The organism is Caulobacter henricii, assembly GCF_001414055.1.
Lineage (GTDB): Bacteria > Pseudomonadota > Alphaproteobacteria > Caulobacterales > Caulobacteraceae > Caulobacter > Caulobacter henricii.
In genome coordinates this window covers 3,515,365-3,527,826 of sequence record NZ_CP013002.1, presented here as the reverse complement: position 1 = coordinate 3,527,826, position 12,462 = coordinate 3,515,365, and the positions used below count along the sequence as shown (strand labels likewise).

Sequence of the window (12,462 nt, the reverse complement as noted above, 5' to 3'; positions counted from 1 at the left end):
CAGATTGGGTGTATCGCGCCGCGCTTGATCGATATGGGCCCGCCGTTCGCATTTTGCGAGAGGGGGCGCCCGGAGACACTCCATGGCTTCCGAAGCCTCCAGCGACCCGACCCCGGATTGCGCGCCCGCCCCCTCAGACATTCCGCATCAGCACGGACCCGGCGCGAAGGGGCATGGCTTCTTTGCGCTCGCCCTCGGCTCGGTCGGCATCGTCTTCGGCGACATCGGCACCAGCCCGCTCTACGCCTTCAAGGAAGCCCTGCACGCCGCCGCCCATGACGGCGTGACCCGGTCCGAGATCTTTGGCGTGGTCTCACTGGCGCTCTGGGCCCTGATCCTGGTGGTGACGATCAAGTACGTGGTCTTCATCATGAAGGCCGACAACAAGGGTGAAGGCGGGGTGCTGTCCCTGATGGCCCTGGCCCAGCACGCCATGGGTCGACGCACCATGCTGGTCTTCGCCCTCGGCGTGGCCGGCGCGGCCCTGTTCTATGGCGACGCCCTGATCACCCCGGCCATGTCGGTCCTGTCGGCGGTCGAGGGCCTGAGAACCATTCCGGCCCTGGCCAACAATGTCACCAACCAGGTCGTGCTGTTCATCGCCACGGTCATGCTGCTGGGCCTGTTCTTCATCCAGAGCCGGGGCACGGCCTCGGTGGGCAAGCTGTTCGGCCCCGTCTGCGCCCTGTGGTTCGGCGTGATGTTCCTGCTGGGGGCGATCAATCTGGCGCAGTATCCGGCCGTGCTGATGGCCATCAGCCCGCACTATGCGGTCGGGTTCCTGGCCGAGCACGGCCTGACCGGCTTCATCGTGCTGGGCGCCGTGTTCCTGACCGTGACCGGGGTCGAGGCCCTGACTGCGGACATGGGCCATTTCGGCCGCTGGCCGATCCAGGCGGCCTGGCTGTTCTTTGTCCTGCCGTGCCTGACCATGAACTATCTGGGTCAGGGGGCCTTCGCCCTGATGACCCTCGACGCTGCTGCGGCTGCCGGCCGACCGATGCCGGAGCTGAACTGGTTCTTCGAAATGGCACCGGCCGCCTTCCGCCTGCCGCTGGTTCTGCTGGCGGGTGCCGCGACGGTCATTGCCAGCCAGGCCGTGATCACCGGCGCCTTCTCCCTGACCCAGCAGGCCATCCAGCTGGGCCTGCTGCCGCGTCTCGACGTTCGTCGCACCTCGGAGACCCAGTCGGGCCAGATCTTCGTGCCGCAGCTGAACACCATGCTGCTGTTCGGCGTGCTGGCGATCATGTTCACCTTCCAGACCTCGTCGGCCCTGGCCCATGCCTATGGCCTGGCCGTGACCGGCACCATGATCGTCACCACCTGCATGGCCTTCATCGTCATGCGGAAACTGTGGAAGTGGAGCCTGCCTCAGGCCCTGTGCTTCCTGGTGCCCTTCCTGACCCTGGACATCACCTTCCTCAGCGCCAATGCCCTGCGGTTCTTCTCGGGCGGCTGGCTGCCCGTGCTGATCGGCGCGGTCCTGTTCCTGATCATGGCCACCTGGGTGCGCGGCTCGCAGATCCTGACCGCCAAGACCCGCCGCGATAGCGTGCCCCTGGCCGACCTGATGGAGATCCTGCGGGCCCGGGCCCCGCACCGCGCCCCCGGCACGGCGATCTTCCTGACCTCCGACCCCGACATGACGCCCGTCGCCCTGATGCATAACCTCAAGCACAACAAGGTGCTGCACGAGCGCAATGTCATCCTGACCGTCCGTACCGGCGACACCCCGCGCATTGCCGAGGACGACCGGGTCAAGATCGAGAAGGTCAATGACGACTTCAAGAAGGTCGTCATCACCTATGGCTTCATGGAAAGCCCGAACCTGCCCAAGGCCCTGGCCGTGTGCCGCAAGCAGGGGCTGAAATTCGACATCATGGCCACCAGCTTCTTCCTGGGTCGCCGCTCGATCGTGCCCTCGGCCAATAGCGGCATGCCGCTGTGGCAGGACCGGCTGTTCATCTATCTGATGCGCAATGCCGCCAACCCGACGGACTTCTTCAAGATCCCGCCCGGTCGCGTGGTCGAGCTGGGCGCGCAGGTGACGGTCTGATGAGCACGGCGCTGCGCGTCATCGGCGACGGCCTGTCGATCGCCGCCCTGGCCATCATCGCCTCGACCGCCCTTCAGGCCTGGAAGCGCATCCCCAAGGATGTGACCATTCCCATGCACTGGGGCCGCGACGGCCAGCCCACCTGGCGGACGTCCCGGGTCGTGGGACTGCTGTGGATTCCGACGGCGGCCATGGCGATCATCTTCGCCTTCACCCTGTCGGGAGCGACCTTCCGCGCCCAGGGGCTGGAGGCGATGATGCTGCTGTGCGTGCGCGCCGCCCTGGCCGCGATTCTGGCCATGGCCCAGCTGGCGCACCTGCGCGCGGTCATCCGCACCCTGCAGGGCGAGGACCGGCTTTAGGGCGAGGTCCCATTAGGACTTGACCCGTCGCCCCCGGCGCCCTTGAACGCGCCCGACTTTGTGTTTCTCCGGAAGGACCCCGCGCATGGCTGACAAGTCCGTGAAGAAGGTCGTGCTCGCCTATTCGGGCGGCCTCGACACCTCGATCATTCTGAAGTGGCTGCAGACCGAGTATGGCGCGGAGGTCATCACCTTCACCGCCGACCTCGGCCAGGGCGAGGAAATCGAGCCGGCCCGCGCCAAGGCCCTGGCCGCCGGCGTCAAGCCCGAGAACATCTTCATCGAGGACGTGCGCGAGGAGTTCGTGCGCGACTACGTCTTCCCGATGTTCCGCGCCAATACGGTCTATGAGGGCCAGTACCTGCTGGGCACCTCGATCGCCCGCCCGCTGATCGCCAAGAAGCAGATCGAGATCGCCCGCAAGATGGGCGCCGACGCCGTCAGCCACGGCGCGACCGGCAAGGGCAATGACCAGGTCCGTTTCGAGCTCGGCTATTACGGCCTCGAGCCTGACATCACCGTGATCGCTCCCTGGCGCGAATGGGACTTCAAGTCGCGCGAGGCCCTGCTGGAGTTTGCCGAGAAGCACCAGATCCAGATCACCAAGGACAAGCGCGGCGAAGCCCCGTTCAGCGTCGACGCCAACCTGCTGCACTCCTCGTCCGAGGGTAAGGTGCTGGAAGATCCGGCGGTCGAGGCCCCTGAATTCGTCCACATGCGCACCATCGCGCCGGAAGATGCGCCCGACAAACCGCACGTCTTCACGATCGACTTCGACAAGGGCGATCCGGTCGCCATCGACGGCGTGGCGATGAGCCCTGCCACCCTGCTGACCAAGCTCAATGAACTGGGCCGCGACAACGGCATCGGTCGCCTCGACCTGGTGGAAAACCGCTTCGTCGGCATGAAGTCGCGCGGCGTCTACGAGACCCCGGGCGGCACGATCCTGCTGGCCGCCCACCGCGGCATCGAGAGCATCACCCTGGACCGGGGTGCCATGCACCTGAAGGACGAGCTGATGCCGAAATATGCCTCGCTCGTTTACAACGGCTTCTGGTTCAGCCCCGAGCGCGAGATGCTGCAGGCGGCCATCGACTACAGCCAGACCAAGGTCTCGGGCCAGGTGCGGGTCAAGCTCTACAAGGGCAATGTCTCGATCATTGGCCGCACCAGCCCCTACAGCCTGTACGACCAGGACCTGGTGACCTTCGAGGAAGGCAAGGTCGCCTACGACCACCGCGACGCCGGCGGCTTCATCAAGCTCAACGCCCTGCGCCTGCGGGTTCTGGCCAAGCGGGATCAGCGGACGAAGTAGGTTCCCGTGCTTTCCCATTCGGGAGGCGGTGGACGATCTGACGTTCACCCCGGATGAAACCTGCCCCTTGGCCTTGATGGCCTGATGCTCGCCGGACGGTCGTCCCGGTCAAGGTCGACCGTCCGGAGCAGGACTGACCTTCAAGACTTTAGGGCCGGTCCACGGACACCCGCACCACCGTCCCGTTCCGGTCGTCCGCCACCCAGACGGCCCCATCTGCGGCCACCGCCAGCCCGACCGGCGCCCCCATCGGCCGTTTGTCCGCCACGGCCTGCCAGCCCGGCGTAAGGATCAGCGGCTCGGCCGCCGGTCCGGGATGGGGCTTCCACACCAGACCATCGGCACCATAGGCCGGGTACCGCGCCCTGGCCGTCGCTACCGGCATCCCCCTGGCATCCAGGGCGAAGGCCACGATCCGGGCACCGGTCGCGCGATAGCCGTGATAGCTGACCAGCAGCCGGCCCTGGAGCTGCGGCAGAAGCCCGCCCTGATAGACCAGCATGCCGAGTGGCGCGGCATGCGGCGGCAGCAGAAGGGCCGGCCGGGTGTGGTCGGCCGAGCGGCACCGGAAATTCGTGGCCCCAACCCAGCCGGGGGTCGATTTCACCATGTCGTAGCAGTAGGGCCAGCCGTAGTGACGGCCCTCGACCAGCACGTTCAGCTCTTCGAACGGCCGGTCGGCCGCCGGGTCGAAGTCGTAGCTGTTTTCGGCCTGAAGCAGCGTGCCCGCCGGCGTCCGCGCCAAAGCCAGACTGTTGCGCAGGCCGCGGGCGACCATGGTGTAGGTCTCTGCCCAGCGCCCCTGGCTGAGGTAGCGATAGCGCCGCACGCCGGCCAGGGCCTCGGTCCCCTCGCTCTGGAGGCAGCGCGGCGTTCCGTCCGGCTTGCCCTCGACCAGGCAGCTGTCGCTCGGCGCGCCGACATTGACCAGCAGGTCGCCATTGGCGTCGAAGATGAAGTTGGACAGGGGGTGGCGGTTGTCGTGCAGCCGATTGTCCGGCAGGCCGGCGACGACCACCTCGACCGTGGTGGCCGGCAGTGGCGCGCCGGGATTCATGCGGATGATGCGGCTCATCTCGCCGACATAGACCAGGCCGTCCGGGCCGATCGCCAGGCCATGGGGCATCGTCAGCCCCTTGAGCAACGGCGTCAGAACGGCCGGTCGCCCCGCCTCGGCGCGCAGCCGCCAGACCGACCCCTTGGCCGGATCCCAGCCGCCCAGGTCGGTGACGATCCAGTCCCCGCCTGGCAGTTGCACCAGGGTTCGTGGCATGCGCAGGACCCGCTTCGACAGGCCGCTGGTCCCCGGCGGCGGGGCGACCACAAGGCCGGCGCACATCCCGGGTGCCATCTCGATCGGCAGCCTCGGCCAGCCGTCACAGGTCTGGCCTGGCGACAGGACATAGGGCGCCGCCATTACGGGCGCGGCGACAAGCATTACGAGCAGCACAAGGGCCGCGGTCAGGCGTTTCATGAGGGCGTCCGCTACAGTCCGGACGTCAACCTAGGTGACGACGCGCGGCGGTTACAGGGAAACCGACCGCAGATCGCGGGGAATTCGACGCGCATGGCGCTCCCCGTCACCGGTGCCCGGAGGCCCGAACCCCGCTACCGGGCAAGAGTTCCGGTTTGGCGCGAACCATGACAGGTTCCCGTCGGACGGCGCAGACCGTTTCGGAATCCGGGGAGCTCCTTTACATGCAAACGCACGCCTATGTCGCCATCGTCACGCTGGTCGCCCTGCTGGTCTATGTCTGGATGGGGGTCCGCGTCGGCGGGGCCCGCAAGAAGAGCGGCATTGCCGCCCCGACCATGACCGGCGATCCCGAACTCGAGCGCCATATCCGTGTCCAGGCCAATACGCTGGAATGGCTGCCGATCTTCCTGCCCTCCCTGTGGCTGTTCGCCTATTTCTGGAATGACATGGTCGCCGCCGGTCTGGGCGTGGTCTGGATCATCGGCCGGATCGTCTATGCCCTGGGCTATGCCGCCGCCGCCAACAAGCGCGAGCTGGGCTTCATGATCCAGATGACCGCAGCGGCCATTCTGTTGTTCGGCGCCCTGGGACGGGCGATCTGGGTTCTGGCCGCCGTCGGCGCCTAAAGCGCGCTTTTCGACGGGGAGGGCCTCACCTATAGCGTGACCATGGCCCTTCCCGTCGATCCCGCCCGCTATGCCGCCTTCCTGGCCGCCATGTCCGTCATGGCCATCACGCCGGGGCCGGCCAATCTGTTCGCCATCGCCACCGGCATGGAAAAGGGCAAGGGCGCGGCCCTGCTCGGCGTGGCGGGGATGAACTGCGCCACCCTGATCTGGTTCTTCGGCTCGGCCCTCGGTCTGGGGGCCCTGATCATCGCCTTTCCGCAGGCCTTCCACATCCTGGCCCTGGCCGGCGCGGCCTATCTGGTCTGGCTGGGCCTGAAGTCGCTGTGGGCCGGCTGGAAGAATGCCGAGCGCGAGACAGTCGCCACGGTCCGGGGCGGCAAGTCGGCCTTTGTCGACGGCTTCACCGTCCAGATCGCCAATCCCAAGGCCCTGCTGTTCTTCACGGCCGTCCTGCCGCCGTTTCTGGATGTCGGCCGGCCGCTTGTCCCGCAGCTGTTCATGTTCGCCTGTGCCACCATCGGCCTGGATGTGATCAGCATGAGCGCCTACGGCCTGGGCGGGGCAGCCCTGTCGACGCGGATGAACGAGCCGGTGTTTCGGCGGGTGTTTGCCTTCACGGTCGGGGCCCTGCTGATCTGTGCGGCGATCCTGATCGTGTCGCGGGGCTGAGCCAGCCCCGCTGATTTCGCCTTGGCGAAACCACAAAGCCTCGCCAGAGTTGCAGCCCAGACCTGCGAGGTTGGGGTCACGGAGTTCTGTCCATGTCTTTGAGAAAAGCCGCCCTTGTCGCGGCCCTGGTCGTCGCCGCCGGACTCTCGGCCTGTGCGACCGCCACGCCCTATCAGCCCAAGGTCGCCTCGGGACCGTCAGCGGGCGGCTTTTCCGAGCTGCGCCTGGAGCCGGATCGCTATCGGGTCAGCTTCGCCGGCAACAGCCTGACCTCGCGCGAGACGGTCGAGCGCTATCTGCTGTACCGCGCCGCCGAACTGACCGTGCAGCAGGGCGCGGACTGGTTCGAGACCGCCGACCGTCGCACCGACCGCACGGCCCGCACCGTGCTGGACCCCGATCCCCTGGCGCGTCCCGGCTTTGGTCTGGGCTATGGCTATCCCTACAGCTACTGGCGACCGGCCTGGCGCTATTTCGGCCCCAGCTATGGCTGGCGCACTTGGGATCCCTTCTGGGGTGACCCCTTCTTCTTTGACCGCAGCCAGGTGCGGACCATCGAGAAGTTCGAGGCTGGTGCCGAGATTGTCCTGCACCGGGGCAAGAAGCCGGAAGGTGATCCGCGCGCCTATGACGCCCGCGAGATCATGACCAGCCTGGCCAGCAGCATCGTCCTGCCGACGCCGAAGAAGTAGGGTAGTCGGGGGCCGATCACTTGCCCCCACCGGGTCGCTTTGCGACCGCCCGCCCCCGGAGGGGGCGGATGAATCATCTTCCCCCTCCGGGGGAGGAGCGCCAAAGGCGCGGAGGGGGCAAGTGACCACCCCCTCCGCTTTACCGTCTTAGCGCGGGGCCATGCGGATACCGCCGTCGAGGCGGACGTCTTCACCGTTGAAATAGTCGTTGGTGATCATGGTCAGGGCCAGGTGGGCATATTCCGCCGGATTGCCCAGGCGCTTGGGGAACGGCACCGAGGCGGCGAGGCCGGCCTTCACCGCTTCCGGCGCATTGTTCATCAGCGGGGTGTTGAAGATGCCCGGCAGGATGCAGTTGACGCGGATGCCTTCGCTCATCAGGTCGCGAGCGATCGGCAGGGTCATGCCGACCACGCCGCCCTTGGAGGCCGAATAGGCCGCCTGGCCCATCTGGCCGTCCTCGGCCGCGACCGAGGCGGTGTTGACGATGGCACCGCGCAGGCCGTCTTCCAGCGGCTCGAGGTCCAGCATGCCCTTGGCCGACTTGGCGATGCAGCGGAAGGTGCCGACCAGGTTGATCTGGATGATGCGGTCGAAGGCATCGAGCGGGAAGTGCTTGGTCTCGCCGGTGGCCTTGTCGCGGCCGGCGGTCTTGGCGGCATTGCCGGTGCCGGCGCAGTTGACCAGAATCCGCTCCTGGCCGTGGGCGGCGCGGGCCTTTTCGAAGCCGGCATCGACATCGGCGTCGCTGGTGACATTGACCTTGCAGAACACGCCGCCGATGTCCTTGGCGACGGCTTCGCCGGTGACTTCGTTGAAGTCGAAGATGGCGACCTTGACGCCGTGGGCGGCCAGGGCGCGGGCGGTGGCTTCGCCAAGGCCCGAAGCGCCTCCGGTGACGACGGCGGCGACGGTGTTGTCGAGTTTCATGGACGTTTCCCCTGGGTTTGCGTTTAAGATAACGGCTTGGAGAGGGTTTTAGACCGATGAGCGCCGACGCCAAACCGTCCCCCGACGTCAATCAGATCCTGGACCCGGCCAAGGCCCTGGTTCCGGCCACGGTGAAGCTGAACGAAGAACGCGTGGCGCGGGGGTTCCTGCCCAAGATCCGCCAGGTGGCGTCCCGGATCCCGTTCGCCGCCGAGGCCCTGTCGATCTGGTGGTGCGCCCGCGACCCGGCCACTCCGACGGCGGCCAAGGGCATGATGATGGCGGCCCTGGCCTATTTCGTCCTGCCGACCGATGTCATTCCCGACATCCTGCCGGCCCTGGGCATGACCGACGACGCCGCCGTGATCGCGGCGGTCATCGCCATTGTCGGCCGCAACCTGCGACCCCGCCACCGTGAGGCGGCCCAGGCCTTCCTCGACCGGATGGCCAAGGACGACTGAAGCACGTTCGGACCCGGAGCCCGAGATGCGATTCAAGGCCCTGATGCTTGCAGTGGCGCTCGCTGCGGCTTCGACCCCCGCCCTGGCCGCGGATCCGGACGAGACAGCGGTGCTGGACAGCGTCCAGCGCTTCTTCGACGCCATTGCCAGGGCCGATCCGGCCGCCATGCAGGCTGTGGTGCTGCCGGGCGGCCAGCTCGCCGCCGTGGGACTGACCGCCGACGGCGCGACGACCTTCAGCCGCTTTGCGGTCGAGGACAGTCTGGGTCGCCTCATCAAGCCGGGCCGCAATGAGCGGATGTGGGCGCATCAGGTCATGCGACGCGGGCCCCTGGCCACGGTGACCGGCCCCTATGAGTTCCTGATCGATGGCGTGACCAGCCATTGTGGCGTCGAGGTCTTCACCCTGATCAAGCAGGACGGGGTTTGGCGGATCGCCAGTCTGACCTGGACCAAGGAACCCGAGGCCTGCTCAGAGCTCGGGGCAAGATAGGGCGCGGCAGGTCCAGGCCTGCCGCCGCCAGGGCGTTCGAGCGCCCCTATTCCACTGTCACCGACTTGGCCAGGTTGCGCGGCTGGTCGACATCCGCGCCCTTGTGCACGGCCACATGATAGGCCAGCAGCTGGATCGGGGCCGACATGACCAGGGCCGAGACCAGGGGATCGCAGGCCGGGGCGGTGATCACCACCTTGGCGCCGGCCGGGGCGTGCCGGGCCCCTTCGGTGTCGGTGATGAAGATGACCTGGCCGCCGCGGGCCATGACCTCGCTCATGTTCGAGGCCGATTTCTCGAACCAGCTGTCATAGGGCGCGAGGATGACGATCGGGGTCTGTTCGTCGACCAGGGCGATCGGGCCGTGCTTGAGCTCGCCGGCGGCATAGCCCTCGGCATGAATATAGCTGATTTCCTTCAGCTTCAGGGCCCCCTCCAGGGCCAGGGCCGACATCGGGCCACGGCCCAGATAGAGCACGTCGCGGGCCCGGGCGACCTCGGCGGCGATGTCCTTGATGGCGTCTTCTAGGCCGATGGCCTCGGCGATCAGGCGTGGGGCCTCCAGCAGAACCTTGACCAGCCGCTGCTCCTCGGCGTCGTCGATCCGGCCGCGCGCCTTGGCGGCGGCGATGGCCAGGGCGATCATCACACTGACCTGGGCGGTGAAGGCCTTGGTCGAGGCAACGCCGATCTCGGGTCCGCAGTGGATCGGCCAGACGACATCGACCTCGCGGGCCATGGTCGATTCCGTGGCATTGACCACCACGGCGCTCTTCATGCCCTTCTCCTGGCAGTAGCGCAGCGCCGCCAGGGTGTCGGCGGTCTCGCCCGACTGCGACATGGCGATGACCAGGGCGCTGGCCCGGATGGCCGGCTGGCGATAGCGGAATTCCGAGGCGATCTCGACATCGACCGGCAGGTCGGCCAGCTGCTCGATCAGGTACCGGCCGACCATGCCGGCGATATAGGAGGTGCCGCAGGCGACGATCTGGATGCGGTCCAGGGCGGCCCAGTCGATATTGCCGGGCACGGCGGCGCGGGCGGTGATGGGATCGACATAGGCGGCGATGGTGCGCTGGCATCCTTCCGGCTGGTCATGGATCTCCTTCTCCATGAAGTGCCGGTAATTGCCCTTCTCCATCAGCACGGCCGAGGCCGGGACGATCTTGATCGGCCGGTCGGCGACCTGGCCCGCCTGGTCGAAGATCTTCGCCCCGGTGTGGTTGAGGATCACATAGTCGCCGTCGTGCAGATAGGCGACGCGGTTGGTGAACGGGCCCAGGGCCAGGCCGTCGGAGCCGACGAACATCTCGCCGTCGCCATAGCCCACGGCCAGGGGCGGACCGTTGCGTGCGGCCAGGATCACCTCGTCCTCGCCGCCGATCAGGACGCAGAGGGCAAAGGCACCGCGCAGACGGTCGAGGGTGGCCTTGAAGGCCTCCAGCGGGGCGAGGCCAGTCGCCAGTTCGGCATCCAGCAGGTGGGCGACGACCTCGGTGTCGGTGTCGCTCTGGAACTCGCGGCCGGCGGCGATCAGCTCGGCCTTCAGCTCGGCGAAGTTCTCGATGATGCCGTTGTGGACCACCGCCACCTTGCCGACGATGTGCGGGTGGGCATTGCGCAGGGTCGGAGCCCCGTGGGTGGCCCAGCGGGTGTGGCCGATGCCGGTGGTGGCGATCAGCGGCTCGTGGGCCAGGACGCTTTCCAGCTCGCGCAGCTTGCCCGGCGCGCGGCGGCGCTGCAGCACCCCGTCGACCTGGCCGGCAATGCCCGCCGAGTCATAGCCGCGATACTCCAGACGCTTGAGGCTCTCGATCAGACGATCGGCGACAGGCTGATTTCCGACGATGCCGATGATGCCGCACATGCCAAGGTCCTTTGTAAATCGCGCCCGCCGGGATTATGGCTACCCACGCGGGTATAGTCGTTGGCCGGGCTTTAGCATTCGTGCAGGTTTGGCCCACATAAATCTGCATTTCGGATCGTTTCGCGATCCACCTCGAGACCAGAGCGATCATGAGCAAGCGCGCCTATTTCGGCACCGACGGCATTCGCGGCCAGGCCAACAAGCACCCGATGACCGCCGAGGTCGCCCTGCGGGTCGGTCTGGCGGCCGGCAAGCTGTTCCGCTCGCAGGACGACCGCCGGCATCTGGTGGTGATCGGCAAGGACACCCGGCTGTCGGGCTACATGATCGAACCGGCCCTGGTGGCCGGTTTTGCCAGCGTCGGCATGGATGTGCGGCTGTTTGGCCCCCTGCCCACCCCCGCCGTGGCCATGATGACCCGCTCGATGCGGGCCGATCTCGGCGTGATGATCAGCGCCAGCCACAACGACTTCGCCGACAACGGCATCAAGCTGTTCGGGCCGGACGGCTACAAGCTGTCGGATGCCCAGGAGCTGAAGATCGAGGCCCTGATGGACGAGGGCCTGCAGGAGGGCCTGGCCCCGCCGCGCGGCCTGGGCCGGGTCAAGCGCATCGACGATGCCCAGGCCCGCTATGTCGAGATCGTCAAGGCGACCTTCCCGCGCCAGCTATCCCTGGCCGGCCTGCGGATCGTCATCGATTGCGCCAATGGCGCGGCCTACAAGGTGGCTCCCGTCACCCTCTATGAACTGGGGGCCGAGGTCATTCCGCTGGGCGTCGATCCGGACGGGACCAATATCAATCACGAGTGCGGCTCGACCCATCCGGAGTCGATGGCCAAGCTGGTGCGGGAATACCGTGCCGACATCGGCATCGCCCTCGACGGCGACGCCGACCGGCTGGTGATCTGCGACGAGAACGGCCAGGTGGTCGACGGCGACCAGATCATGGCCATCATCGCCGCCGCCTATGCCAGGGCCGGCAAGCTGAAGGCCGGCGGCGTGGTCGCCACGGTGATGTCCAATCTCGGCCTCGAACGCTTCCTGGGCGAACAGGGCCTGACCCTCGAGCGCACCAGCGTCGGCGACCGCTATGTCATGGCCCGCATGCGCGAGGGCGGTTTCAATCTCGGCGGCGAGCAGTCGGGCCACCTGATCCTGTCGGACTTCTCGACCACTGGCGACGGCCTGATCGCCGCCCTGCAGGTGCTGGCGGTGATGATCGAGTCCGGCCAGCCGATGAGCGCCCTGGCCCGTCAGTTCGAGCCCGTGCCGCAGCTGCTGGAAAATGTCCGCTTCGGTGGCGGCAAGCCGCTCGAGGCCAAGACGGTGAAAGAAGCCATTGCCGACGGTGAGGCCCAGTTGAACGGGGCCGGCCGAATTGTTGTGCGCGCCTCGGGCACCGAGCCCCTGATCCGTATCATGGCCGAGGGCGACGACCCCGCCCTGGTCCGCCAGGTGGTCAAGTCGATCGTCTCGGCCGTGAAGGCGGCCTGACGGCCGCCGGCC

12 protein-coding genes are annotated in these 12,462 nt (G+C 67.3%); 9 read left to right on the top strand and 3 right to left on the bottom strand.

Features of this window, described 5'->3' with window-relative positions:
• The first annotated feature begins 82 nt into the window (after nt 1–82).
• From AQ619_RS16580 to AQ619_RS16570, 3 genes are all read left to right on the top strand, one after another.
• The gene (locus tag AQ619_RS16580) at nt 83–2,059 is read left to right on the top strand and encodes a potassium transporter Kup (protein ID WP_062150229.1); all 1,977 of its coding nucleotides are present in this window, start codon (nt 83–85) and stop codon (nt 2,057–2,059) included.
• Nucleotides 2,059–2,421 (top strand): SdpI family protein, encoded by a 363-nt coding sequence (locus tag AQ619_RS16575; protein WP_062150226.1) that lies wholly within the window; start codon nt 2,059–2,061, stop codon nt 2,419–2,421. Before AQ619_RS16580 ends, AQ619_RS16575 begins: the two co-directional genes overlap by 1 nt.
• 85 nt (nt 2,422–2,506) lie before the next feature.
• The gene (locus AQ619_RS16570) at nt 2,507–3,736 is read left to right on the top strand and encodes an argininosuccinate synthase (protein WP_062150223.1); all 1,230 of its coding nucleotides are present in this window, start codon (nt 2,507–2,509) and stop codon (nt 3,734–3,736) included.
• A 148-nt stretch (nt 3,737–3,884) separates the two neighbouring features.
• Here the strand turns inward: AQ619_RS16570 and AQ619_RS16565 are convergent, their stop codons facing one another.
• Entirely contained in the window at nt 3,885–5,210 is a 1,326-nt protein-coding gene (locus AQ619_RS16565; RefSeq protein ID WP_062150220.1) for a PQQ-dependent sugar dehydrogenase, read from the bottom strand.
• 224 nt (nt 5,211–5,434) lie between these two features.
• On the opposite strand from AQ619_RS16565, the gene AQ619_RS16560 reads away from it, so the two are divergent.
• The 3 genes from AQ619_RS16560 (at nt 5,435) to AQ619_RS16550 (ending at nt 7,203) form a co-directional block, all read left to right on the top strand.
• Entirely contained in the window at nt 5,435–5,839 is a 405-nt protein-coding gene (locus AQ619_RS16560; RefSeq protein ID WP_062150217.1) for an MAPEG family protein, read from the top strand.
• A gap of 42 nt (nt 5,840–5,881) precedes the next feature.
• The gene (locus AQ619_RS16555; RefSeq protein WP_062150214.1) at nt 5,882–6,511 is read left to right on the top strand and encodes a LysE family translocator; all 630 of its coding nucleotides are present in this window, start codon (nt 5,882–5,884) and stop codon (nt 6,509–6,511) included.
• A 92-nt stretch (nt 6,512–6,603) separates the two neighbouring features.
• Nucleotides 6,604–7,203, top strand: a complete 600-nt coding sequence (locus AQ619_RS16550) for a CC0125/CC1285 family lipoprotein (protein WP_062150210.1) — start codon at nt 6,604–6,606, stop codon at nt 7,201–7,203.
• A 147-nt stretch (nt 7,204–7,350) separates the two neighbouring features.
• Here AQ619_RS16550 and AQ619_RS16545 read toward each other — a convergent pair whose 3' ends face one another.
• Complete coding sequence (locus AQ619_RS16545; protein ID WP_062150209.1) at nt 7,351–8,133, bottom strand: SDR family NAD(P)-dependent oxidoreductase; 783 nt, start codon at nt 8,131–8,133, stop codon at nt 7,351–7,353.
• Between the two features lie 56 nt (nt 8,134–8,189).
• Between AQ619_RS16545 and AQ619_RS16540 the strand changes: the two genes are divergently transcribed.
• Complete coding sequence (locus AQ619_RS16540; RefSeq protein ID WP_062150208.1) at nt 8,190–8,594, top strand: YkvA family protein; 405 nt, start codon at nt 8,190–8,192, stop codon at nt 8,592–8,594.
• 25 nt (nt 8,595–8,619) lie between these two features.
• Nucleotides 8,620–9,087: a nuclear transport factor 2 family protein gene (locus tag AQ619_RS16535; RefSeq protein ID WP_236849497.1), complete on the top strand. Its 468-nt coding sequence runs from the start codon at nt 8,620–8,622 to the stop codon at nt 9,085–9,087.
• A gap of 46 nt (nt 9,088–9,133) precedes the next feature.
• On the opposite strand, the gene glmS is transcribed toward AQ619_RS16535, so the two are convergent.
• Nucleotides 9,134–10,954, bottom strand: coding sequence for a glutamine--fructose-6-phosphate transaminase (isomerizing) (gene glmS, locus AQ619_RS16530; protein ID WP_062150207.1), 1,821 nt, complete (start codon nt 10,952–10,954; stop codon nt 9,134–9,136).
• A gap of 149 nt (nt 10,955–11,103) precedes the next feature.
• On the opposite strand from glmS, the gene glmM reads away from it, so the two are divergent.
• Nucleotides 11,104–12,450 (top strand): phosphoglucosamine mutase, encoded by a 1,347-nt coding sequence (glmM, locus tag AQ619_RS16525; RefSeq protein ID WP_062150206.1) that lies wholly within the window; start codon nt 11,104–11,106, stop codon nt 12,448–12,450.
• The last annotated feature ends 12 nt before the right edge of the window (nt 12,451–12,462 follow it).

What these genes read in the sequence shown, in the direction of transcription:
- AQ619_RS16535 (WP_236849497.1), top strand. Translation starts at nt 8,620, where the DNA reads ATGCGATTCAAGGCCCTGATGCTTGCAGTGGCGCTCGCTGCGGCTTCG.
- AQ619_RS16550 (WP_062150210.1), top strand. Translation starts at nt 6,604, where the DNA reads ATGTCTTTGAGAAAAGCCGCCCTTGTCGCGGCCCTGGTCGTCGCCGCC.
- glmM (WP_062150206.1), top strand. Translation starts at nt 11,104, where the DNA reads ATGAGCAAGCGCGCCTATTTCGGCACCGACGGCATTCGCGGCCAGGCC.
- AQ619_RS16565 (WP_062150220.1), bottom strand. Translation starts at nt 5,210, where the DNA reads ATGAAACGCCTGACCGCGGCCCTTGTGCTGCTCGTAATGCTTGTCGCC.
- AQ619_RS16580 (WP_062150229.1), top strand. Translation starts at nt 83, where the DNA reads ATGGCTTCCGAAGCCTCCAGCGACCCGACCCCGGATTGCGCGCCCGCC.
- AQ619_RS16540 (WP_062150208.1), top strand. Translation starts at nt 8,190, where the DNA reads ATGAGCGCCGACGCCAAACCGTCCCCCGACGTCAATCAGATCCTGGAC.
- AQ619_RS16575 (WP_062150226.1), top strand. Translation starts at nt 2,059, where the DNA reads ATGAGCACGGCGCTGCGCGTCATCGGCGACGGCCTGTCGATCGCCGCC.
- glmS (WP_062150207.1), bottom strand. Translation starts at nt 10,954, where the DNA reads ATGTGCGGCATCATCGGCATCGTCGGAAATCAGCCTGTCGCCGATCGT.
- AQ619_RS16570 (WP_062150223.1), top strand. Translation starts at nt 2,507, where the DNA reads ATGGCTGACAAGTCCGTGAAGAAGGTCGTGCTCGCCTATTCGGGCGGC.
- AQ619_RS16545 (WP_062150209.1), bottom strand. Translation starts at nt 8,133, where the DNA reads ATGAAACTCGACAACACCGTCGCCGCCGTCGTCACCGGAGGCGCTTCG.
- AQ619_RS16560 (WP_062150217.1), top strand. Translation starts at nt 5,435, where the DNA reads ATGCAAACGCACGCCTATGTCGCCATCGTCACGCTGGTCGCCCTGCTG.
- AQ619_RS16555 (WP_062150214.1), top strand. Translation starts at nt 5,882, where the DNA reads ATGGCCCTTCCCGTCGATCCCGCCCGCTATGCCGCCTTCCTGGCCGCC.